The sequence below is a fragment of the Macrococcoides bohemicum genome, assembly GCF_003259675.1.
Classification (GTDB): domain Bacteria; phylum Bacillota; class Bacilli; order Staphylococcales; family Staphylococcaceae; genus Macrococcoides; species Macrococcoides bohemicum.
On the sequence record NZ_PZJG01000009.1, the window covers coordinates 1 to 20312 of the forward strand.

The window sequence follows — 20312 nt, forward strand, 5'->3', positions numbered from 1 at the left end:
ATGAATTTAAAGAAATTAGCAAATTATCTAGCAGGTTAAGCTGGATATTTTGCTAATTTCTTTAAAATAACAATATTTTTCGAAGAAAAAAGACAAACTCACTTTTAGAATTGTGAGTTTGTCTTCAGTCTGAAGTGACCTCAAATCAATTTTGAGGTCACTTTCTATCTAACTATTTCTTTTTCTTCTTTTTAGATGATACAACTTGCACATTTTTTGGTTTATTTTCAGTTTGATTTTGTTCATGCGCTGCAACTAAAGGTGCAATTTCTTCATGTACTTTCTTCTTATAGAACTTATTACCTAACCATGTTTGCACAACTAAGAATGCTCCACCGACAGCCCAGTATAAAGGTAATGCAGCTGGAGAGATTGCTGACATCCACACGATCATAATCGGTGAGATAAACATCATCATACGCATTTGTGCTTTTTGTTCTTCAGGAATGTTTTGCATTGATACATAAGCCTGAATTGCATAGACGATACCTGCAATGACTGTCATTGCAATATCAGTCTTTGTTAATTCGAACCATAAGAAATCTGGATATTTTGTAATACCACCTGATGTCGGGTATTTCAATACATAGAATAATCCCGTTACGATCGGTAATTGAATCAGTAATGGTAAACATCCCATGTTCAGCGGATTGATACCATTATCTTTATATAATGCCATCATTTCCTGGTTTGCTGCCATCTTCTCTTCTTGTGTACGGGCGCGTTTCACACGTTCCTGAATTTCAGTCATCTGCGGCTTAATTAACGCCATCTTTTCTTTCATTACATATTGGTTCTTATATGTACGCATCATAAAAGGGAAAAGTGCTAAACGCACGATTAAAGTAATCGCGATGATTGCTAAACCATAGTTATGTCCCATATTTGCACCTAACCAATGGATTAATTGGTCTAACGGATGTACAAATGTATCATAGAAAAATCCAGTACGATTCTCTTCTTTTGAATAATCACAACCCGCTAAAAATAATGCAATTGCAATGATTAACGGCCAAATTGCCTTTTTCTTCATTCTTTCACCTCATAATATTATTCACATAGAGGTTATTTTATCACAAAAAGTGATAATCTTAAACAAAAACCATGTATTTTTATTTATCTGTATAATATTTCAGGTAATCTGTAACAACCTGTTTAATATCGTCACTTTTCGTAATAGAAGAAATTGTTGAAATTCCATCAGCTCCGGCAGCAAGAATCATTTCGCTATTGGCATCTGTAATACCACCGATAGCGACGATAGGAATATCTTCGTCATATAGTCTCATTTTACGAATGAGTTCTATGCCTCCAGGTTTTTTCGCATCACTTTTACTGCTTGTTTCATATACTGGTCCTACACCGATATAATCAACATGCGTCAAATCAGATTGATCATATTCGGCAAAATTACCGACAGAGAGCCCGATAATCTTATCATTAAAATCATCAATGATGTTCTCGATTTTCTCATCGTCCTGCCCGAGATGAATACCGTCCGCATCAATTTTCTTCGCTAACGCAATGTCATCGTTAACAATAAACGGTACACCTTTTGCTTTACACATCTCAAAAAGTTTTCGCGCTAATGTTTCTTTAGCTTCACCAGTCAGAGCATTCTGACCTTTCTCTCTGAATTGATATAGCGTAATACCTGCTTCAAGGGCTTCCTGTAATACTCGCTCAAGATTACCGTCAGATGTATCCTGAGTGCCTGCAATAAAATAAACGCGCAATAATTTTCTATCAAACATTCGCTACACTTCTTTCACAAGTCTATTCTCTGCCACATCACTTTCCTGTATTAAATATAACTGATCGATTAAATTCACAGCAAAATGTCCCGGCAAAGTGCCGTTAGACGCACGTTCAGCAAACTCTGAGGCAACAGTATATGTTGTCAATGCTTCTGTTAATGTTTCTAACGTTGGTTTAGTTTCATTATATATGAAACTAGCAACAACTGCCCCTAATAAACATCCACCACCTGTGACTTTTGTTAAAAGTGCAGTACCATTCTCAATTAAGTTAATTTTTCCATTCACACAAATCGCATCGATTTCACCTGTTACGACAATTGCACATTTAAATTTATTATATGCAGCGCGTGCAACATCTTCTGTTGACAGACTCGTATCTGCTTCTGTTCCTTTCATACTCGCTTCTCTTGTCAACGCTTGTAATTCAGAAGCATTGCCACGTATTACTGTAATTTCATATGTCTCTAATAATTTTAAACAGAAATCTTTACGCAATTTAGATGCGCCACATGCAACAGGGTCCAATACGATAGGTACATCATGTTGATTGGCATATTTTGCAGCAGCCAGCATATTTTCGATATCATCTTCTTCAATTGAACCAATATTGATAAGCAATGCACCAGCATGTGTTAGAAATTCGTCCAGCTCTAACTTTTCTGTTGCCATCGCCGGACTGGCACCTAATGCCAGTAGACCGTTCGCTGTAAAATTTTTAACTACGTCATTTGTAATACAAATAATCAGTGGATTATCTTTTCTCAGCTGTTCTAATATCATTATTCCATCTCCTGAAATTTAAAATGATTAACCGGACCTTGACCATGTCCTAGTTCTGGTGTGAATCGGATTGCTGCATCCATATAACGTTTAGCAAGTTGTACAGCTTCTACAATAGATTTTCCTTTAGCAAGTTCAGATGTAATTACTGCTGAATATGTACATCCTGTGCCATGTGTGTGTTTCGTATCATAACGTTCGCCTTTCAAGACAACAAAATCATCTCGAGTGAATAAATAATCTGTAGCATCACCTTTAAGATGACCACCTTTTATCAGTACACTGTCAGATCCAATTTCATTAATAAATATTTTACCCGCACGTTTAATATCATCAAGTGTTTCAACTTTCATCTGTACGATTTCCTCAAGCTCCGGAATATTTGGTGTCACGACTGTTGCTACATCTAAAAGTTTTGTACGCACCGCACTGCGCCCATTTTCATCAAGCAATGCATCACCACTTTTAGCTACCATGACAGGATCGATTACATAAGGAACACCATGTTTTACAATATAAGGACGCACGACATCCATAACTTCACTCGTTGCAAGCATTCCTGTCTTCACTGCATCCGGTATGATATCACTGTATACACTCTCTAGTTGTGCTGCAATAACATCAACATTCTGATTAAATACTTGCTGAACGCCTAAAGTATTTTGTGCGACAATGCTAGTTACAACACTCATACCATAGACGCCTCTTGATTGAAATACTTTTAAATCTACTGTTGTTCCAGCGCCACCCGTTGGATCTGTTCCTGCAATCGATAAAGCTGTTTTCATATTATTCAACCACACTTTCCCAAGTTTCTTGTGTATAAGCCATATTAAAGAAACGTTTCTCATGTATACAGCTCTCTTTAAAGTTCTTTGTTAATACCGCGCGTTCCGCTACACTTGCGTGTTCTGCAAATTCATCTACCCAGCCATCCAGATGGTCCATTAACGGTTTCATCTCTTTTGCATAGAAATCTACCCAGTCTTTAAATGGATTACCGGTCAAATCATGACGTTCTTTCATCTTTAAAGCAACTTGCTGATAAACATACGGACACGGTGCCATCGCACAAATTGTAAATGCTGCATCACTATAACGATATGCATTAAAATACATGTGTTTAATATAATGATCACTTGTCGGGTACCATTCTCCGTCTTTAATAATCGTTTTATAATCAACCTGGGCATAGTCTGCTAAAGTATAATGTGCAGTGACTTCTCCGTTCAAAACAAAATCGATTTGTTCTAGTAAAAATTTAATACCTTCTTTATCATCTAGTTTTGGAATTAACAAGCTATAAATTTTCGCAAACTCGTTTAAATAAAGGTGATCTGCTTTTAAATAATGTATCACTGCTTCTTTACTTAAATCACCACGCACCATTCCCTGAATAAACGGATCATTGTAAATTGACTCGATAATTGGCTCTACTTCTTCTTTTAATTGTTGTGTAAACATCATTTACCTCCTCAAAATATATAAAATAAGCCCATTTCCATATAGGAAATGGGCTAAATACCGTTATTAAAAAATGAAATCAATAAAGGAATTTAACTACTTTCCTACGCTAGCATTATCTAGATCAGGTAAAGGGTTTGACAAAGTCATCTCAGCCAAAAGGCACCCCTAGTAGTATATGTATTTATTGTTAGTGTAACGCAAGCAAGATGTGAAAGCAAGATATGAAAAAAGACCAACGATACAATCGTTAGTCTTAAAATTATAAGCGAAGTCCACATACTGGCCAGGGTTGCGCGCCACGCATGTTATATAAAATTTGAGCACGTTTCGTTTGTTCAGCTGCTGATGCCTGGTGTGGATATCCATAACCACCAACACCACGCCATGTTTGTAAATTAAATTGGTACATACCATAATAACCGTTTCCAGTATTAATAGACGGATTACCACCAGATTCACATTGTGCTAATGCTGCCCAGTTTAAACCTCTGTTAATATAAGTAGAATTTGTTGTTTTTACAGTTTTTGAACTTGTATAAGCAGTTTTACTTACAGGTGCTTTATACGTTGATTTTTTGTAAGATGTATTTTTATATACAACACTATTATTTTTTCCATTAATTTTTAACACTTGGTTCGGATGAATTAAGTTAGATCTTAAGCCATTTGCTGATCTGATTGCTGCAATTGACGTACCATATTTATTAGCGATACTCCATAATGAATCACCAGATTTAACTTTATATGAAGCTGCATCTGCTGTTGAAACTGCCATCGTCGTTGTGATTGCAATTGCTGCTGTAACACTCAAGATTTTTTTCATGTTTATTTTCCTCCGGGAAATCTTTGTTTTTTATTTTATTACTGAATTCTTTTGAATGAATATGCTTTGTTCTTGTAGTTAACTATATCAGAAATAAATATTTCATAGGTTACAGCCAAATAAAAGATATGCCCTTTTATTACGCTTGCGTTACAATAATAAAATAACAAATAAATTAATTCCCATATAATGTTAAATGTTTAAGAGAAATATCACTTAGCTCGCTATGTTATTAATTATTAAGAATGTCACACTTTTGAAACAAGTGGCTTAATTTTTTCATAAAAAAAGCAGAACGTAAAGTTCTGCTAAAATTTATTATTAGTATGCTGTTGACCAATGTTGCGCGCCGTGTTGCGTATATAACATACGCGCACGTTTCCATTGTTCTGCTTCTGAAGCTTGTGCTGGGTTCCCAGTTCCGCCTACAGCTGCCCATGTTTGTGGTGAGAATTGGAATAATCCGTAGTAACCTGCTGCATTAACTGCTCTTGGATTTCCACCTGATTCACGTTGCATGATTAAACGTAAATGTGCATCAACTGATGAATTACCAGCTGGTGCTGATGTTTGTTCTACTGCAACACGTTTAGTCTGTTGTACTGGTGCTTGCTGTACTGGTGCTTGTTGTACTGGTGCTTGTTGTACACGAACTGCTTTTTGAGTTTGTTGTACTGGTTGAGCTTGTGGTTGTGGTTGTACAGTTGCTGCAGTATTTTGCGTTGCAACCGGTGCTGAAACTGGTGCTGCTACATTTTTAGCAACTGGTGCTGCTTTTACTGGTGCTGTATTCACATGTTTACGATGTGATTTTTTCTCAACGATTAATAATTGACCTTCTTTTAATTCTTTAGAAGATTCAATTTTATTCCATTTTTTTAATTCTGTAATTCTTACATCAAATTTATGTGCGATTTTACCTAAAGTATCTCCAGCTTTAACTTCGTATTTACCTTTAACTAATACTTCTAACTTTTGGTTAGGAACGATTACCTCTGATTTTAATTTATTAATCTTTTTAATCTTTTCGATTGTAGTGTCATATTTATCTGCGATTGTCCATAAAGATTCACCTTGAGCAACTTTATGTTCTTTTGCGTCTGCTTGTGTTGTAGCTAGGCCTGTAGTAAGTATTGCCATTGTAGTAATTGCTGCTAATTTTTTCATTATATATAATTCCTCCGAATAATCTCTTTTATCAATAACACTACTTTATCACGATTTTATATTTCTTTGGTTACAGCATTATTATAAGTAACTTCCTTAAATTACAAATATATTACAACGCTATCTCAATTCGATACAAAAACCGTCTATCGCCCCGGCACGGGCGATAGACGGTTTAAATTGGGAGGTGTATCGGGATGTGAGGTGTGTGAGTAATGAAGTAGTGTTACTTAAAATGGGATTTGTTGATCTGTTATTGCATCATCTGTCATTTCGGTCTGAGTATCATTTGTTTCATTATCTATCGTATTATTGCTTTGACTAGTCGGTTCTACAACTTCATCATTGTTATCAAGCGTTGCTTCTTTGTGATTAAGAGATGATTCGCCACTGAACTTCTGTACAATTTCTTCTGCCTGTTCCTGTATCTCAGCAGGCATCTTCTCATCTTTATTCAGTTTAGTAGACCATCGCTGATTGTAGGTCGTGACAGGTTCATGTTCTTGTTGTCCTGGTGTTACATTAGAAACAGCTTCCTTTTTATAGTCCGTCGTTTCTTTTTTAGCTGCACGATATCCATTAATAACGATTAATTTTTCATCGTATGACAGTTCATCCCATGTTTCATCTGGCGTCTTTTCTTTATTATTACCGCCGAATGACGGAAGAAACTTAATACTTTCTATTACGATTTCAGTTGAATACCTTGTCTGACCATCTCTTTCATAGCGATTATTATGAATTTGTCCTGTCACACAAATGAGAGAACCTTTCTTACAAAATGAATGTATATTTGTTGCTGTTCGATTAAATGCTTTACATCTCAGAAAATCAACTGTACTTTCTTTCGCACCCTTCTTCTTTCCGCGATCAACCGCCAGAAAAAATGATGCAATTTGTAGTTTGTCTGAAAAATTCTTTAAATCTATATCACTGGAAATCCTACCTGCGAGTATCACTTTATTTATCAATGTGTCACCTCCTTTCTTAATAGCACTATATAATGAAAATAAATTGTTGAAAAAATGCAGCAATTCATTTTTAGATATGAAGAACTTTCAAAATTTGAATAATTCATCATTTTCTATCAAAAATAAAAGGATTATTGATTTAAAAAGAAAGATTTTATAATTTGAAAATTAGATGTGATAATTTATAATAGATAATGGAGGGATATACATGAAAACGTTTAAAGCAGTAAGATTTCAAATAGTCGAAAATGAATCAGTAACAGAATATGCGCTACATGACGGTGTCATTATTAATAAAGAAAACAGCGGTACAGGTTGGCTGCTTGAAATCGTTATCGATGATATTCATCTTGAAAAAATGCAGCACTATTTAGAAAATGAGACGATGCTCGATACACGTGTTGTTATTACACGTGCATCAAATGATCCTGCCTTATTTGAATCAACTGTAAAACAAATTATTCCTTTAAAAGATAAAATCTCTGTAATCATTGAATGTCACATCTATACGTTACGACAAGTTTATGCAGAGAAGTTGCTTGAACAGCTTGTAGCGGACGGACTAAGTGGTCAGGAGCTACTTATCGCATTCAACCGCATGATGAAATCAAAACCAAAATTAAAAGATGAAATAGAAGAATAAAATAAAAAGAAGATAATCCAGAAGCTTGTGCTTTCCGAATTATCTTCTTTTGTTATCTCTCTAGAATTGCAAAACTGATTTCACAGCTACAAGCAATCTCACCATTCACTGTAGCCTTTGCTACACCTTTACCTAATGGACCTTTTACTCTTGTCATTTCTACTTCTAACTGTAACGTATCACCAGGTGTAACCTGCTTTTTAAATCTGCATTTATCAATACCAGTAAACATTGCAAGCTTTCCTTGATTCTCTTCTAACTTAAGCATTGCAACAGCACCAACTTGCGCTAGTGCTTCTACAATTAATACACCAGGCATTACTGCATAATCAGGAAAATGCCCCTGAAAGAACGGTTCATTACCACTTACCTGTTTAATACCAGTACATTTTTTTCCGTCTTCTAATTCAATGATTCTATCAATCAATAAAAATGGATAGCGATGTGGAATAATCTTTTTAATTTCGTCAAAAGTTAGTAATGTTTCCATCAACTTTCACTCCCAGTTAGTTTTAATAAGTGTGTCCATGTCGATGGTTTAAATACATCCATCGGAGAATGTAAGATACCATACCCAATCATCATTCCGATAACAAATAAAATCAACATTAATAAGATTACGATACTTACCATTAACAGAATGGGTATACGTCTATGTATTACTTCTGTGCCATTAATAACACTTACTTTTTGATTTAAGTTCGGTCGTTTCAAATCAATCACCCCTCAGGTTTGATTGTACATATTTAAGATTTTACAGTAACTTTTTTATCCCCTGTGCGTTCTATTTCCGCACCTAAACTTCTTAATTTAAGATGGAAATCTACGTAACCTCTATCTAAATGATAAAGTTCAGTGACCTTAGTGTAACCTTCAGCTACAAGTCCTGCCAATATTAAAGCTGCCGCTGAACGTAAGTCTGTTGCTTTTACTTCTGCACCTTGTAACTTACTTTCTGAAACACGTGCAATACGTTTATCTACTGTAATCCTTGCATTCATCTTAGCAAACTCTGCAACATGCATAAAACGATTTTCAAACACTGTTTCATGCATCGTACTTTCTTTTGGTAAGACAAGCATAAGCGCCATCATCTGAGCCTGCATATCAGTAGGAAATCCAGGATGTGGTAAAGTCTTCACATGAACTTCCTTTAAAGGTTGTTCAGCGCGTAGTCGAATACCAGTTTCATCAACATCAATTAAACAACCCGCTTCTTCAAGCTTAGCAATGAGCGCCTGCATATGCTCATAGATGGCACCTTCAACATACACATCACCTTGTGTTAATGCTGCGGCAACTAAAAACGTTCCGGCAACAATTCTATCCGGTACAATTTCATGTTCGGCACCTTTAAGCGCAGCAACACCATTGATTACGATACGATCAGTACCAGCACCTTGCACATCAGCACCCATTTTATTTAAATAGTTTGCTAAATCAACGATTTCTGGTTCTCTAGCAACATTATCAATAATTGTCTTTCCTTCAGCGAGTGATGCTGCCATCATAATATTTTGAGTTGCGCCAACGCTCGGGAAATCAAAATAGATTTGTGCACCTTTTAATCTACCATTTACACGACCCATTAAATAGCCATTTGTTTGTGTGATTTCTGCGCCTAAAGCACGTAATCCTTTTAAATGTTGTTCGATTGGACGAGAACCGATAGCACAACCACCAGGCATCGCTACTTCAGCCTTTCCAAAGCGTGCTAATAATGGCCCTAACACAAGCACACTTGCACGCATTTTACTAACGTATTCATATGCAGCATGCGTTAAAAGTTCACCACTTGCATCAACTTCAACAGTATTAACATTTAATTTTTTATATACTTTCGCATTTAAGCCTTCTAAAACGGCTGAAATAGTATCAACATCAGATAAATCAGGAACATTTGTGAACACACTTTTACCCTCAGCAGCAAGAATTGATGCTGTTATAATGGGTAACACTGCATTTTTAGCACCTTCAACTTTAACATGACCCTTTAATTTAGCGCCACCTTTAACTATAATTGTATCCATCTTAACCTCCAAATTAACATAGCTATACATCTATTCTATACCAAATACCCCACGTGTTGTTAATGAAAACTTCTTAAGCAATGAAAATATTATTATTATTTAAATATAATGTATGTTAATTATAGCACTAAAATAAAACCATAATAAGGTTTGTTTGTTTAATTAAATCAATAATAAAGTTGGTCACTAAATAACTCAACGACATGCTTAAACATATTAACAAAACTTGTATTTCTTTCGTCTTACCTGCTTTAAATAATTGATCAAAACGCAGTGCCTGCAAACTATTAAAACTCACGGCTGTAATAGCTAAATATAAAAAGACATATGTCAGTGCGTAAATATTCATATTTCTCCCTCTACAAAAAAAGTACACAGATAACTGTGTACTTTAAATTTCTTAATTAATTGGCATGTTCAAAGCAAACGCTTTGTCGACAGCCTCTCTTGAAACGGCGTAAAAGAAGCAGCCGCTAGTCAAACTTCAACAATTCCTTCAAAATCAAAAAGCGATTTTAAAGGAATTGTCTCCAGTTTGTTCGCGTCTTAACGCTTCTTTTACAGCCTCTTAGCGATATTTTGCAACTTCTAATCGGTTCATTGCACGATGTAATGCACGTTCTGCGCGGTGGAAATCAACATGTTCTGCCTTATCTTCTTTCATACGCTCTTCAGCGCGAAGTAATGAAGCTTTAGCTCTTTCAATATCAATTTCATCAGCTTGCTCAGCTGATTGAACAAGAATCGTAACTTTCTCTGGACGGATTTCAGCAAATCCTTCCGTTACAGCAATATGATCTTTATCATTAGCAGAACGTGTAACACGTACGGCCCCAATTTTTAGAGGTGCGACTGTAGGAATATGACCAGCCATCACACCCAATTCACCTGATTCAGTCTGTAATACTACTAACTCTACTTCATGCTCTGAGTAAACTGAACCGTTAGGAGTGACGATATCTAATGCGATTTTATTCATAGTTCCATCCTCCTAAGAAATTAAACTTCAACACCCATGCCTTTAGCTTGTTCTAACACAGCCTCGATGCCACCAACTAAGCGGAATGCATCTTCAGGGATATGGTCATATTTACCATCTAAGATCGCTTTAAAGTCTTGTACTGTTTGTTGAACTGGTACATAAGAACCTTTTTGACCTGTAAATTGTTCAGCTACGTGGAAGTTTTGAGATAAGAAGAACTGAATACGACGTGCACGGTTTACAGTCTTTTTATCGTCATCAGATAATTCATCCATACCTAAGATAGCGATAATATCTTGTAACTCACGATATTTTTGTAAAGTTGCCTGAACGCGACGTGCTACTTCATAGTGTTCTTCTCCAACTACTGCTGGTGTTAATGCACGTGATGTAGACGCTAATGGGTCAACGGCTGGATAAATACCCATCTCCGTTAATTTACGCTCTAAGTTTGTTGTTGCATCTAAGTGAGCGAACGCTGTTGCTGGCGCCGGGTCAGTATAGTCATCGGCAGGTACGAATACCGCTTGGATAGATGTAACTGAACCAACGTTAGTTGACGTGATACGCTCTTGTAATTGACCCATTTCAGTAGCAAGTGTTGGTTGGTAACCAACGGCAGAAGGCATACGACCTAAAAGTGCCGAAACCTCTGAACCTGCTTGTGTGAAACGGAAGATGTTGTCGATGAATAAAAGTACGTCCTGACCTTGTTCATCACGGAAGTATTCAGCCATTGTTAAACCAGATAATGCGACACGCATACGTGCACCAGGTGGCTCGTTCATTTGTCCGAATACCATCGCTGTTTTCTTAATAACGCCTGAGTCACTCATTTCGTGGAATAAGTCATTACCTTCACGTGTTCTTTCACCAACACCTGCGAATACTGAGATACCACCGTGCTCTTGTGCGATATTGTTGATTAATTCCTGAATTAATACAGTTTTACCTACACCGGCACCACCGAATAGACCGATCTTACCACCTTTGATGTATGGCGCTAATAAATCTACCACTTTGATACCTGTTTCTAAGATTTCAACTTTTGTAGATAATTCTTCAAATTTAGGTGCTAAACGGTGAATTGGATCACGACGCACGCTTGCATCTAATGCTTCACCTAAATCGATTTTTTCTCCTAATACGTTAAATACGCGACCTAAAGTTACGTCTCCAACTGGTACTGAGATTGGTGATCCAGTATCGACTACCTCTGCTCCACGTTGCACGCCATCAGTAGAACTCATAGCGATTGTACGTACAGCATCGTCACCTAAATGAAGGGCAACTTCTAACGCTAACTTCGTTGTTTTGCCTTCTTCACGTTTAATATCTAAAGTTAAGGCATTGTTTAATGCTGGTAATTGACCGTTTTCGAACTTAACGTCGATAACAGGACCCATAACTTGGATTACGTGACCTACTGCCATGTTTATTCCTCCTAAGTGTTATTCTAATGCGGCTGCTCCACCAACAATTTCAGTAATTTGTTGAGTGATTGCTGCTTGTCTCGCACGGTTATATTGTAATGATAAATCATCGATTAATTCTTTTGCATTGTCAGTTGCATTTTTCATTGCAGTCATACGTGATGCATGTTCACTTGCTTTACCATCTAAAATGGCACCATAGATTAAACTTTCCGCATATTGTGGAAGAATTACTTCTAAAATGGCATCTTGATCAGGTTCAAACTCATAGTTAGATAATGAAGTCTCACCTGATACTTCTTCTTTAGATATCGGTAAAATTTTGCGCTCCTGAACTTCTTGCTCAAGTACACTGATGAAGTGGCTAAAATGCATATAAATTTCGTCATATTCCCCAGTTTCAAAACGTGAAACAGCTTTTTGACTGATATCTTTAATTGATTTAAATGATGGTTGCTCAGAAAGCCCGATAATTTCACCTTCAACGTTATATTCACGTGAGCGTAAGAAATCACGACCAACACGACCAATTACTAAAATACCGTATTCAGCAGGATTGTTATTATGACGTTCTTTTATTTTAGCTGTAACGCTTTTTAAAATGTTTGCATTATAAGGTCCAGCAAGACCTTTATCACAAGTAATTACTAAGTAACCTGTCTTCTTAACAGGACGTGACTGCAACATTGGATGGTTTGAGTCTGAACTGTTACCTCCGATTGCTGTAATTGCTTCCTGCATTTTATTCATATATGGATAAAAGCTTTTAGCATTTTCTTCAGCACGACGAAGTTTAGAGTTAGAAACCATGTGCATCGCTTTCGTAATTTGACTTGTTTTTTTAGTCGAATTTATGCGGCCTTTTATGTCTCTAAGAGAAGCCATTTTGTCACCACCTTCTGATTAATTTCCTTATTAAAGATTATACTTCTGATTTTCTGAAGACTTTCTTGAATGCATTGAATGCTTCAACAAATGTTTCATCAGCTGGTAAGCCTTTAGTTTCACGGATTTCTTGGTAGATGTGTGGTGCGTTAGAACCAATCCATGATAATAACTCATCTTCAAAACGTGTAATATCTTCAACAGGAATATCATCTAAGTGACCTTTAGTTAATGCATAAAGAATTGTAACTTGTTTATCAACTGTTAAAGGTTTGTTTTGATCTTGTTTTAATACTTCAACCGTACGTTTACCACGCTCTAATTTCGCTTTAGTCTGTGGGTCTAAGTCAGAACCAAATTGTGCGAATGATTCTAATTCACGGTAAGATGCTAAGTCAAGACGTAATGTACCCGCTACTTTTTTCATCGCTTTAATTTGTGCAGAACCACCAACACGTGATACTGATAATCCGGCGTTGATCGCAGGACGTACACCAGAGAAGAATAAATCTGATTGTAAGAAGATTTGTCCATCTGTAATTGAGATAACGTTCGTTGGTACGTAAGCTGAGATATCCCCTGCTTGTGTTTCAACGAATGGTAATGCAGTAATAGAACCGCCACCTAAATCATCATTTAATTTAGCCGCACGTTCTAATAGGCGACTGTGTAAGTAGAATACATCCCCAGGATAAGCTTCACGACCTGGCGGACGACGTAATAATAATGACAACTCACGGTAAGCTGCTGCTTGTTTTGTTAAATCATCATATACGATTAATACGTGTTTACCGTTGAACATGAATTCTTCTGCCATTGCTACACCAGCGTAAGGCGCGATGTATAATAATGGAGCTGGTTGAGATGCTGATGCTGATACTACGATTGTATAGTCTAATGCACCGTGTTGACGTAAAGTTTCAACTGCAGTACGTACAGTTGATTCTTTTTGTCCAATTGCTACGTATACACAAATCATATCTTCATCTTTTTGGTTAAGAATTGTATCGATTGCAACTGTTGTTTTACCAGTTTGACGGTCACCGATGATTAACTCACGTTGGCCACGTCCGATTGGTACTAACGCATCAATCGCTTTGATACCTGTTTGTAATGGCTCATCAACTGATTTACGATCCATAACACCAGTAGCTGGTGACTCGATTGGACGTGTTTTAGTTGTGTTAAGCGGGCCACGTCCATCAATTGGTTGCCCTAATGGGTTAACAACACGTCCAATTAACTCTTCGCCAACTGGAACTTCCATGATACGACCTGTACGTTTAACTTCGTCGCCTTCTTTAATATCTAAGTAAGGGCCTAAGATTACGACACCTACGTTATTTTCTTCTAAATTTTGTGCAAGACCTAATACACCGTTACCAAACTCGACTAGTTCCCCAGCCATAACGTTGTTTAAGCCATGAACTAATGCAATACCGTCACCGACCTGGATAACAGTACCTACATCCGTTACGGTCATACCAGACTCATAATTTGCAATCTGTGATTTTAGTAACGCACTGATTTCTTCAGCTTTGATGGCCATTGATGTCACTCCTTATAAGAAATTATTGTTTTTGAAACGACTTGCTTAATTGATTTAATTCATTGATAACTGAACCATCATATACTGTCGTTCCGATTGTAGTACGAATACCGCCGATTAAAGATTCATTAATAACATTTTCAATTAATAATTTTTTATAGCCTGTTTTTTCGATGAATACTTTTCCTAATTCATCTAACTCTTCAGAAGATAGTGGATATACAGATTCTACTTTCATCTTTGCCTGTTGGTTTGCATTGTTATAATATTCAACGAATGCATCTACAATACCAGGAATAAGTCCTAATTGTTTGCGATCAGCCAAGATTTTCAGTAAATTCATTAATGGTGTATCCACACCTTTGAAAGTTTCTGTAACGAATGATATACGTGCTTCTTTAGATACTTTTGGATCTTCTGCAAAAGACGCAAATGTTGAATCATTTACTAATGCCTGCTTTATCTCTAAAAGATCTGAATAAACACTTTGTGATACACCTTGCACCTTTGCAACTTCTAATAAACTCTCTGCGTATTTATTTAAGACGTTGGCCATTATTTATCGCCTGCCTCTTGAATAAATTGTTGAACAAGTTGTTTTTGATCTTGTTCGTTAATTTCTTTATTGATTACTTTTTGTGCAATTAAAACAGATAATTCAGCAACACGATCGTTGATGTCTGCAATAGCACGTTGTTTTTCATTTTCAATTTCAACTTGTGCGTCGCTCACGATTTTGTTTGCACGCATATTAGCTTCGTGGATGATTGCTTCTTGTTGTGTTTTAGCTTGTGCTTTTGCATCTTCCATCATGATTGAAACTTCGTTTTGTGTTTTTGCTAATAAAGCTCTATTTTCTTCAGCGTAATGTTTTGCATCTTCATTTTGTTTTCTAGCGCTATCAAGATCGTTATTAATACCTTCTTGACGTTCATCCATAATTTTCTTAAGTGGCCCCCAGGCAAACTTACTTAAAAGTAATAATAAAATTATGAACAGTGCTAAAGTATATAATGCTGTGCCCCATTGAACACCTTGAGGCACAGCTTGTGCTGTTTCACCTAATATTAAGAAATTCAAAGTTAACGCTCCTTTCATCGCAGTTATATTGATAAATGAATGGCGAAATCAAAGTTGACTTCGCCTTAACGAGTTACTTATATGATTATTTGTTCATTACCATGAAAGCGATAACTACCGCGATGATAGGAAGTGCCTCTACTAAACCTACACCGATGAACATGATTGTCATTAATGGTCCACGAGATTCTGGTTGACGTGCTACACCTTCAACTGTACGTGCTACGATGTTACTTACTCCTAAACTTGCTCCTAATGCTGCTAAACCGATTGCGATTGCTGCTGCTAATAAATTCATGAATAATTTCCTCCTAAAGAAATATAATAGTTTTTTAATTTTTTATATTAATGGTCATCTGACACTTTATGTGACATATAAACCATTGATAACATTGTGAAAATAAATGCTTGTACAGCACCTACGAAAATTGAGAAACCTTGCCAAACCATTGTTGGGATTGCTGCACCTAAAAACCCAGCCGCACCCATTCCTGCACCAGCACCCATTACCGCAAGTAAACCTAGTAAAACTTCACCTGCAAAAATGTTACCATAAAGACGCAGACCTAACGTTAATGTAGAAGAAAATTCTTCAATAATCTTGAACGGTACCATAAACCAAACGGGTTGAGCAAAACTTTTTAAGTAATTGCCACTTCCTCGCATTTTAACACCATAGAAATGCGTAAGTAGTACCATCAATATAGAAAGTGTTAATGTCACTGTTGGATCAGCAGTAGGTGATTTCCACCATAATGTATGACCGTTGATGATAGCAAATGGTAACCCTAGCATGTTTGCAATAAATATAAACATTAAAATTGTTACAGCTAGAAAGTGAAAACGTCCACCTTTGTTCCAAGCCATATTACTGTTGATAATGCCTCTAGCAAAATCGAAAATCCACTCGATAAAATTCTGTTTGCCATGTGGTCTAATACTTAAGTTACGTGTGCATAAAAGTGCGATAATAAATACAATTACAGCTGTAACTGTCAGCATTAAAACTGATGATAAATCGAACAGTAAATTATGACCTGCAATTTCGAGATTATAGAGGGGTGATTCGTGTTCCATTTCTTCACCTCTTCCTTTATGTATTATTTTTTTAAACTGTTCACACCATGAATGATAATCATTACATAGGTCAACATTAGGCCAAGTGCGATACCTAATATATCAAATATTGCAGGATATCTCACCCAGAAGAGGCATGCCATGACCGCTATTAAAAAGCGAATGCCCATACCACTTGTGATGTACAATGCATCACTCTTAATCGCACGCGATAAATTGTGATACCATACAAAAGTACTAATCGCAGACGCAATAGTACCAATAACTAATCCTAACACAAAATCATTATGCATGAACATAGCAATTATTAAGAGTATTAAGATTAGGTATATAAAATATTGCAGATATTGCTTAAAAAATGTCTTGAATTCTGACATATTGGGAACTCCTTAGAAATAGTTTTCACGCGGATGAAAACCGTTTCATTCCACATTTTATGATAATATAGGCAAAATACCGTGTCAATGCTATGTCAAAACTTTAGAAACATAAATTTCACGGAATGTTCACAAATTAGACAAATAATTATGTTTCGTTTTAAAAATTATTTAATTAATTATTTTCAGATGCTTCTACCTTAAATGGTACCGGTTTTTCTTGTGTCAAGTTAAAATAATATTTTATATGACCACAAATTCTTTTAGAAGTTTCACCATCTCCATAAGGGTTGCTTGCTTTTGACATACTTTGGTAAGTTGTTTCATCTGTCAGTAACGTTTTTGTTAACTGATAAATATTTTCTTCTTCAATGCCTGCAAGTTTTAATGTTCCAGCTTTAACACCTTCAGGGCGTTCTGTCGTATCACGTAGTACAAGTACGGGCTTACCTAAAGAAGGCGCTTCTTCCTGGACACCACCTGAATCCGTTAATATAAAATGACTGCGCGAAGCAAAGTTATGGAAATCAATAACATCTAACGGTTCAATAAGTTGAACGCGATTGTGATTTGCTAAATGTTCAGCTGCAATCTCACGTACTTTAGGATTTTTATGCATCGGATAAACAACTTCAACATCTTCAAATTCATCGACGATACGACGAATTGCACTGAAAATATTGTGCATCGGTTGTCCGATATTTTCTCTGCGGTGCGCCGTAAGTAAAATCACTTTTCTGCCTTCAGCATTTTCAAGGATTTCAGATACGTAATCACTTTTTACTGTTGTCTTCAATGCATCAATTGCAGTGTTTCCAGTAATCGCAATTTTGTCCGCCGGTTTATTCTCATTCAGTAAGTTTTGTGCAGCTTCTTCAGTCGGTGAGAAGTGAATATCTGCAAGTACACCTGTCATTTGACGGTTCATCTCTTCCGGGAATGGAGAATATTTCTGGAAAGTTCGTAATCCCGCTTCTACGTGACCGATTGCAACTTCGTTATAGAAGGCAGCAAGACTACCTGCAAATGTTGTCGTTGTATCACCATGGACTAAGATCATATCAGGCTTAGCTTCCTGAATCACTTCTTCTAAGCCTAAAATTACACGACTTGTCACTTCTGATAACGTTTGTCCTGCTTTCATTATGTTTAGATCGTAATCTGGCGTAATATCAAAGATTGTTAATACTTGATCCAGCATTTCTCTATGTTGCGCAGTAACAACTACAATTGGTTCTAACTCCGGGTCTTCTTTTAAAGCGAGTACAAGAGGGGCCATTTTAATCGCTTCAGGTCTTGTACCAAAAATCGTCATAATTTTTTTCATGATAATCTCCTATATTCTTATTTTGTACCAAATAATCTATCGCCAGCATCACCTAATCCAGGGACGATATAGCCATGGTCATCTAATTTCTCATCTAATGCTGCGATATAGATATCTACATCAGGATGTGCCTCTTGTAATAACTTAACACCTTCCGGCGCAGCGATTAAACACATAAAACGAATTTTAGTAGCGCCACGTTTCTTTAAAGAATTAATCGCTTCAATTGCAGAACCACCTGTAGCAAGCATCGGGTCAACGACGATAAAATCACGTTCCTCAATATCCTGAGGTAACTTTGCGAAGTATTCAACAGGTTGCAAAGTTTCAGGGTCACGATATAATCCGATATGTCCGACACGCGCTGCCGGAATTAACTTTAATACACCATCAGTCATACCTAATCCTGCGCGTAAAATAGGTACAACTGCCATCTTCTTACCTGATAAACGTTTTGCTGTCATTTCAGTAACTGGTGTCTTCACTGTGACATCATCTAATTCTAAATCGCGCGTAACTTCGTATGCCATTAACATACCTACTTCATCTACAAGCTCGCGGAATTCTTTCGTTCCAGTCTGCTCGTCTCGAATGTAACTTAACTTATGTTGAATTAACGGGTGATCAAAAACATGGACTTTCGCCATAATAATCTTCTCCAAACTATATTGTATTTATTTCTTTTTATAAACTCAGGTGATTTATCGTTAAATCTTTACTGATATAAAGGAAACTTATCTGTAATTGATTTAACTTGCTCTCTTGCTTTCGCTAACACTTGTTCATCTTCATAATTTGCTAATACGTCAGCGATAATATTACCGATTAATTTCATTTCATCTTCTTTTAAACCACGTGTTGTTACTGCTGGCGTACCAATTCGAATACCACTTGTTACAAATGGACTTGTCTTATCAAATGGAATCGTATTTTTATTCGTAGTAATACCAACTGCGTCTAACGCATGTTCTGCAATCTTACCTGTTAAGTCCATCGGTGTCACATCAACACTAAACAGATGATTATCTGTGCCACCACTTACGATGCGAAGTCCTCTTTCTGACAATGACGCAGCAAGCGTCTTCGCATTGTTAATAACTTGTGTTTGATACGTCTTAAATTCAGGTTGTAACGCTTCACCAAATGCCACAGCTTTCGCTGCGATTACATGCATTAAAGGTCCGCCTTGAATACCTGGGAATATTGCTTTATCGATTGCTTTTGCATATTCCGCTTTACATAAAATCATACCACCACGTGGCCCACGTAACGTCTTATGCGTCGTTGTCGTTACAAAATCAGCATATGGTACTGGGTTTTCATGAAGCCCTGTAGCTACAAGTCCAGCGATGTGTGCCATATCAACCATAAATAATGCGCCAACTTCATCAGCAATTTCTCTAAATTGTTTAAAGTCAATTTCACGTGAATATGCTGAAGCACCAGCAATAATTAATTTCGGTTTGTGTTCTTTTGCTAAAGCACGTACATTGTCATAATTGATTGTTTCAGTTTCTTTATCCACCTCGTAAGCTACGAAATGATAATCTATACCACTGAAATTCACATGAGAACCGTGCGTTAAATGTCCACCGTGACTTAAATCCATGCCTAGTACAGTATCTCCTGGTTTAATCGCTACACGGTAAACCGCCATATTCGCCTGAGATCCTGAATGCGGCTGAACGTTTGCATGTTCTGCTCCAAATAATTCTTTCGCTCTGTCTCTTGCTAAATCTTCTACGATATCGACAAACTCACATCCACCATAATAACGCTTATGCGGGTAACCTTCAGCGTATTTATTTGTTAATACTGATCCTTGAGCTTCCATTACAGCTTTAGAAACAAAATTTTCTGAAGCAATTAATTCAATGTTGTTATTTTGTCTTTCTAATTCTTTATTCATTGCCTCAAATAGTACATTATCCTGCGCTTTAATTTCGTTCATCATATATCCC

At 36.6% G+C, this 20312-nt stretch carries 25 protein-coding genes and 1 riboswitch; of the genes, 1 reads left to right on the plus strand and 24 read right to left on the minus strand.

Features of this window, described 5'->3' with window-relative positions; genetic code table 11:
- Nucleotides 1–172: 172 nt before the first annotated feature.
- The 8 genes from yidC to BHX94_RS11390 all read right to left on the minus strand — a co-directional run bounded on the left by yidC (nt 173) and on the right by BHX94_RS11390 (nt 6968).
- Entirely contained in the window at nt 173–1033 is an 861-nt protein-coding gene (yidC, locus tag BHX94_RS11355) for a membrane protein insertase YidC (RefSeq protein WP_111746771.1), read from the minus strand.
- Nucleotides 1034–1112: 79 nt separating this feature from the next.
- Nucleotides 1113–1754, minus strand: coding sequence for a thiamine phosphate synthase (gene thiE / locus BHX94_RS11360; protein WP_111746773.1), 642 nt, complete (start codon nt 1752–1754; stop codon nt 1113–1115).
- Between the two features lie 3 nt (nt 1755–1757).
- A complete protein-coding gene (gene thiM / locus BHX94_RS11365; RefSeq protein ID WP_379875163.1) occupies nt 1758–2540 on the minus strand; it encodes a hydroxyethylthiazole kinase in 783 nt (260 codons plus the stop codon).
- Nucleotides 2540–3337 (minus strand): bifunctional hydroxymethylpyrimidine kinase/phosphomethylpyrimidine kinase, encoded by a 798-nt coding sequence (thiD, locus tag BHX94_RS11370; protein ID WP_111746777.1) that lies wholly within the window; start codon nt 3335–3337, stop codon nt 2540–2542. Before thiD ends, thiM begins: the two co-directional genes overlap by 1 nt.
- Nucleotides 3330–4007, minus strand: coding sequence for a thiaminase II (gene tenA / locus BHX94_RS11375; RefSeq protein ID WP_111746779.1), 678 nt, complete (start codon nt 4005–4007; stop codon nt 3330–3332). The genes thiD and tenA overlap by 8 nt, the downstream gene beginning before the upstream one ends.
- Before the next feature lie 81 nt (nt 4008–4088).
- Nucleotides 4089–4184, minus strand: a riboswitch (TPP riboswitch).
- 82 nt (nt 4185–4266) lie between these two features.
- A complete protein-coding gene (locus BHX94_RS13120; RefSeq protein ID WP_111746781.1) occupies nt 4267–4830 on the minus strand; it encodes a transglycosylase family protein in 564 nt (187 codons plus the stop codon).
- A 321-nt stretch (nt 4831–5151) separates the two neighbouring features.
- Nucleotides 5152–5997: a LysM peptidoglycan-binding domain-containing protein gene (locus BHX94_RS11385; protein ID WP_111746784.1), complete on the minus strand. Its 846-nt coding sequence runs from the start codon at nt 5995–5997 to the stop codon at nt 5152–5154.
- Between the two features lie 230 nt (nt 5998–6227).
- On the minus strand, nt 6228–6968 hold the full coding sequence (locus tag BHX94_RS11390; RefSeq protein ID WP_170120837.1) for a single-stranded DNA-binding protein: 741 nt from the start codon (nt 6966–6968) through the stop codon (nt 6228–6230).
- Nucleotides 6969–7176: 208 nt separating this feature from the next.
- Here BHX94_RS11390 and BHX94_RS11395 point away from each other — a divergent pair, with 208 nt between their 5' ends.
- The gene (locus BHX94_RS11395; RefSeq protein ID WP_111746788.1) at nt 7177–7611 is read left to right on the plus strand and encodes a YwpF family protein; all 435 of its coding nucleotides are present in this window, start codon (nt 7177–7179) and stop codon (nt 7609–7611) included.
- 52 nt (nt 7612–7663) lie between these two features.
- Here the strand turns inward: BHX94_RS11395 and fabZ are convergent, their stop codons facing one another.
- The 16 genes from fabZ to BHX94_RS11475 all read right to left on the minus strand — a co-directional run bounded on the left by fabZ (nt 7664) and on the right by BHX94_RS11475 (nt 20302).
- Nucleotides 7664–8101, minus strand: coding sequence for a 3-hydroxyacyl-ACP dehydratase FabZ (fabZ, locus tag BHX94_RS11400; RefSeq protein ID WP_111746790.1), 438 nt, complete (start codon nt 8099–8101; stop codon nt 7664–7666).
- Nucleotides 8101–8325 (minus strand): DNA-directed RNA polymerase subunit beta, encoded by a 225-nt coding sequence (locus BHX94_RS12955; RefSeq protein ID WP_199798158.1) that lies wholly within the window; start codon nt 8323–8325, stop codon nt 8101–8103. The genes fabZ and BHX94_RS12955 overlap by 1 nt, the downstream gene beginning before the upstream one ends.
- Before the next feature lie 32 nt (nt 8326–8357).
- Nucleotides 8358–9641 carry a UDP-N-acetylglucosamine 1-carboxyvinyltransferase gene (murA, locus tag BHX94_RS11410; protein WP_111746792.1) on the minus strand — a complete coding sequence of 428 codons (1284 nt, stop codon included), beginning with the start codon at nt 9639–9641 and terminating at the stop codon, nt 8358–8360.
- Nucleotides 9642–9768: 127 nt separating this feature from the next.
- Complete coding sequence (locus BHX94_RS11415) at nt 9769–9990, minus strand: DUF1146 domain-containing protein (protein WP_111746794.1); 222 nt, start codon at nt 9988–9990, stop codon at nt 9769–9771.
- Between the two features lie 219 nt (nt 9991–10209).
- Complete coding sequence (locus tag BHX94_RS11420; RefSeq protein WP_111746796.1) at nt 10210–10620, minus strand: F0F1 ATP synthase subunit epsilon; 411 nt, start codon at nt 10618–10620, stop codon at nt 10210–10212.
- 20 nt (nt 10621–10640) lie between these two features.
- Entirely contained in the window at nt 10641–12056 is a 1416-nt protein-coding gene (gene atpD, locus BHX94_RS11425; RefSeq protein ID WP_096078018.1) for a F0F1 ATP synthase subunit beta, read from the minus strand.
- Nucleotides 12057–12074: 18 nt separating this feature from the next.
- Nucleotides 12075–12941 carry an ATP synthase F1 subunit gamma gene (atpG, locus tag BHX94_RS11430; protein ID WP_096078017.1) on the minus strand — a complete coding sequence of 289 codons (867 nt, stop codon included), beginning with the start codon at nt 12939–12941 and terminating at the stop codon, nt 12075–12077.
- Nucleotides 12942–12978: 37 nt separating this feature from the next.
- Nucleotides 12979–14490: a F0F1 ATP synthase subunit alpha gene (atpA, locus tag BHX94_RS11435; protein WP_111746798.1), complete on the minus strand. Its 1512-nt coding sequence runs from the start codon at nt 14488–14490 to the stop codon at nt 12979–12981.
- A gap of 22 nt (nt 14491–14512) precedes the next feature.
- Entirely contained in the window at nt 14513–15046 is a 534-nt protein-coding gene (gene atpH, locus BHX94_RS11440) for an ATP synthase F1 subunit delta (RefSeq protein WP_111746800.1), read from the minus strand.
- Nucleotides 15046–15588, minus strand: a complete 543-nt coding sequence (locus BHX94_RS11445) for a F0F1 ATP synthase subunit B (protein ID WP_111746802.1) — start codon at nt 15586–15588, stop codon at nt 15046–15048. The genes atpH and BHX94_RS11445 overlap by 1 nt, the downstream gene beginning before the upstream one ends.
- A 67-nt stretch (nt 15589–15655) precedes the next feature.
- Nucleotides 15656–15868: a F0F1 ATP synthase subunit C gene (gene atpE, locus BHX94_RS11450; protein WP_111746804.1), complete on the minus strand. Its 213-nt coding sequence runs from the start codon at nt 15866–15868 to the stop codon at nt 15656–15658.
- A gap of 47 nt (nt 15869–15915) precedes the next feature.
- Nucleotides 15916–16647, minus strand: a complete 732-nt coding sequence (gene atpB, locus BHX94_RS11455) for a F0F1 ATP synthase subunit A (protein ID WP_111746806.1) — start codon at nt 16645–16647, stop codon at nt 15916–15918.
- Nucleotides 16648–16670: 23 nt separating this feature from the next.
- Nucleotides 16671–17024 carry an ATP synthase subunit I gene (locus BHX94_RS11460; RefSeq protein ID WP_111746808.1) on the minus strand — a complete coding sequence of 118 codons (354 nt, stop codon included), beginning with the start codon at nt 17022–17024 and terminating at the stop codon, nt 16671–16673.
- A 175-nt stretch (nt 17025–17199) separates the two neighbouring features.
- On the minus strand, nt 17200–18351 hold the full coding sequence (wecB, locus tag BHX94_RS11465) for a non-hydrolyzing UDP-N-acetylglucosamine 2-epimerase (protein WP_111746811.1): 1152 nt from the start codon (nt 18349–18351) through the stop codon (nt 17200–17202).
- A 17-nt stretch (nt 18352–18368) separates the two neighbouring features.
- The gene (upp, locus tag BHX94_RS11470; protein WP_096078011.1) at nt 18369–18998 is read right to left on the minus strand and encodes a uracil phosphoribosyltransferase; all 630 of its coding nucleotides are present in this window, start codon (nt 18996–18998) and stop codon (nt 18369–18371) included.
- Nucleotides 18999–19066: 68 nt separating this feature from the next.
- The gene (locus tag BHX94_RS11475) at nt 19067–20302 is read right to left on the minus strand and encodes a serine hydroxymethyltransferase (protein WP_146606925.1); all 1236 of its coding nucleotides are present in this window, start codon (nt 20300–20302) and stop codon (nt 19067–19069) included.
- Nucleotides 20303–20312: the final 10 nt, after the last annotated feature.

What these genes read in the sequence shown, in the direction of transcription:
- yidC (WP_111746771.1), bottom strand. Translation starts at nt 1,033, where the DNA reads ATGAAGAAAAAGGCAATTTGGCCGTTAATCATTGCAATTGCATTATTT.
- thiE (WP_111746773.1), bottom strand. Translation starts at nt 1,754, where the DNA reads ATGTTTGATAGAAAATTATTGCGCGTTTATTTTATTGCAGGCACTCAG.
- thiM (WP_379875163.1), bottom strand. Translation starts at nt 2,540, where the DNA reads ATGATATTAGAACAGCTGAGAAAAGATAATCCACTGATTATTTGTATT.
- tenA (WP_111746779.1), bottom strand. Translation starts at nt 4,007, where the DNA reads ATGATGTTTACACAACAATTAAAAGAAGAAGTAGAGCCAATTATCGAG.
- BHX94_RS13120 (WP_111746781.1), bottom strand. Translation starts at nt 4,830, where the DNA reads ATGAAAAAAATCTTGAGTGTTACAGCAGCAATTGCAATCACAACGACG.
- BHX94_RS11385 (WP_111746784.1), bottom strand. Translation starts at nt 5,997, where the DNA reads ATGAAAAAATTAGCAGCAATTACTACAATGGCAATACTTACTACAGGC.
- BHX94_RS11395 (WP_111746788.1), top strand. Translation starts at nt 7,177, where the DNA reads ATGAAAACGTTTAAAGCAGTAAGATTTCAAATAGTCGAAAATGAATCA.
- fabZ (WP_111746790.1), bottom strand. Translation starts at nt 8,101, where the DNA reads ATGGAAACATTACTAACTTTTGACGAAATTAAAAAGATTATTCCACAT.
- murA (WP_111746792.1), bottom strand. Translation starts at nt 9,641, where the DNA reads ATGGATACAATTATAGTTAAAGGTGGCGCTAAATTAAAGGGTCATGTT.
- BHX94_RS11415 (WP_111746794.1), bottom strand. Translation starts at nt 9,990, where the DNA reads ATGAATATTTACGCACTGACATATGTCTTTTTATATTTAGCTATTACA.
- BHX94_RS11420 (WP_111746796.1), bottom strand. Translation starts at nt 10,620, where the DNA reads ATGAATAAAATCGCATTAGATATCGTCACTCCTAACGGTTCAGTTTAC.
- atpD (WP_096078018.1), bottom strand. Translation starts at nt 12,056, where the DNA reads ATGGCAGTAGGTCACGTAATCCAAGTTATGGGTCCTGTTATCGACGTT.
- atpG (WP_096078017.1), bottom strand. Translation starts at nt 12,941, where the DNA reads ATGGCTTCTCTTAGAGACATAAAAGGCCGCATAAATTCGACTAAAAAA.
- atpA (WP_111746798.1), bottom strand. Translation starts at nt 14,490, where the DNA reads ATGGCCATCAAAGCTGAAGAAATCAGTGCGTTACTAAAATCACAGATT.
- atpH (WP_111746800.1), bottom strand. Translation starts at nt 15,046, where the DNA reads ATGGCCAACGTCTTAAATAAATACGCAGAGAGTTTATTAGAAGTTGCA.
- BHX94_RS11445 (WP_111746802.1), bottom strand. Translation starts at nt 15,588, where the DNA reads ATGAAAGGAGCGTTAACTTTGAATTTCTTAATATTAGGTGAAACAGCA.
- atpE (WP_111746804.1), bottom strand. Translation starts at nt 15,868, where the DNA reads ATGAATTTATTAGCAGCAGCAATCGCAATCGGTTTAGCAGCATTAGGA.
- atpB (WP_111746806.1), bottom strand. Translation starts at nt 16,647, where the DNA reads ATGGAACACGAATCACCCCTCTATAATCTCGAAATTGCAGGTCATAAT.
- BHX94_RS11460 (WP_111746808.1), bottom strand. Translation starts at nt 17,024, where the DNA reads ATGTCAGAATTCAAGACATTTTTTAAGCAATATCTGCAATATTTTATA.
- wecB (WP_111746811.1), bottom strand. Translation starts at nt 18,351, where the DNA reads ATGAAAAAAATTATGACGATTTTTGGTACAAGACCTGAAGCGATTAAA.
- upp (WP_096078011.1), bottom strand. Translation starts at nt 18,998, where the DNA reads ATGGCGAAAGTCCATGTTTTTGATCACCCGTTAATTCAACATAAGTTA.
- BHX94_RS11475 (WP_146606925.1), bottom strand. Translation starts at nt 20,302, where the DNA reads ATGAACGAAATTAAAGCGCAGGATAATGTACTATTTGAGGCAATGAAT.